Here is a 1,014-nt window from a genome sequence, read left to right on the forward strand (position 1 = left end):
TGGAACTCGCCGGTGGAGGGGCGCCAGATGCCGAGGTTGTCGGGGCCCTGGCCGTCCCAGTTGGCGGAGACGGGGAGGTCGCCGGCCTGACCCCAGGCGATCTTGGTGATGCTGCCGTCGTCGTTGCGGAGGTGGAACTCGCCGGTGGAGGGGCGGAAGACGCCGACGTTGCCGGCCGGACCGCCGTCCCAGTTCCCCGCCACCGGGACGTCACCGTTGCCGAAGGAGGCGCCGAAGAGGGCGTTGACGATCCGTTCGGCGTCGGCCGCCTCCGGCTGGTAGCGGGACGGGAAGGCCGAGCGCTGGACGGCCTGGCAGACGTCGCCGATCGACCGGGTCTGCCAGTTGCTCACCGTGAGCATCTCGTTGAGGAAGGCGTTGGTGGCCCAGGTCGGGTCCATCCGCTGGGAGAAGGAGCCCCAGCTGGCGCGCTGCTGGAAGAGCCCGACGCTGTCGAGGTCGCCGGCGGGCATGTTGCGCAGGGTGGTCTCGACGATGGAGGTGGTCACCGCGATGACGGCGGCCCGCTGGGGCAGGCCGCGGGCCTGGACGGCGTTGACGATCGCCCGGGCGCAGGAGACCCGGTAGGCGGTCAGGTAGTTGTGCAGGGTGCCGGTCAGGGCGGAGCTGAGCTGACCGGCGATGGCGCTGTCGCTGCCGCTGACCGATCCGCAGGAGTAGTCGGCGGCGAGGGGCACCAGGGCGGGGTTGAAGGGGGTGATCTGGTTGGCCTGGGCGGCGGGGGCCGCGGTGAGCAGGGTGGCGGCCAGCGCGGTGCTGGCGGCGAGGGCGGCGAGGTGGCGGCGCGGGGCGCGGGTCACGGGCGGTGTCCTGTTCCGTTCGGCGGTCCGGTCGTTGACTGATCGTCGGGTGTGGGCCCGGGGGCACGGCGTGCTGCCGTGCCCCCGGGGGTGGGATCACCTGGGCTGGCCCCAGTCGAGGACGGTGTTGCTGCCGTCGTCGTTGCGGAGGTGGAACTGGGCGGTGGAGGGGCGCCAGATGCCGACGTTGCCG

1 pseudogene is annotated in these 1,014 nt (G+C 72.9%); it reads right to left on the reverse strand.

Going from position 1 to position 1,014, the window contains the following annotated elements:
• Positions 1-821 (reverse strand): annotated as a pseudogene (locus ABTY15_RS39770) (hypothetical protein); the annotation flags it as partial.
• Positions 822-1,014: the final 193 nt, after the last annotated feature.

The sequence above is a fragment of the Kitasatospora sp. NPDC097643 genome (genome assembly GCF_040302625.1).
GTDB lineage: Bacteria > Actinomycetota > Actinomycetes > Streptomycetales > Streptomycetaceae > Kitasatospora.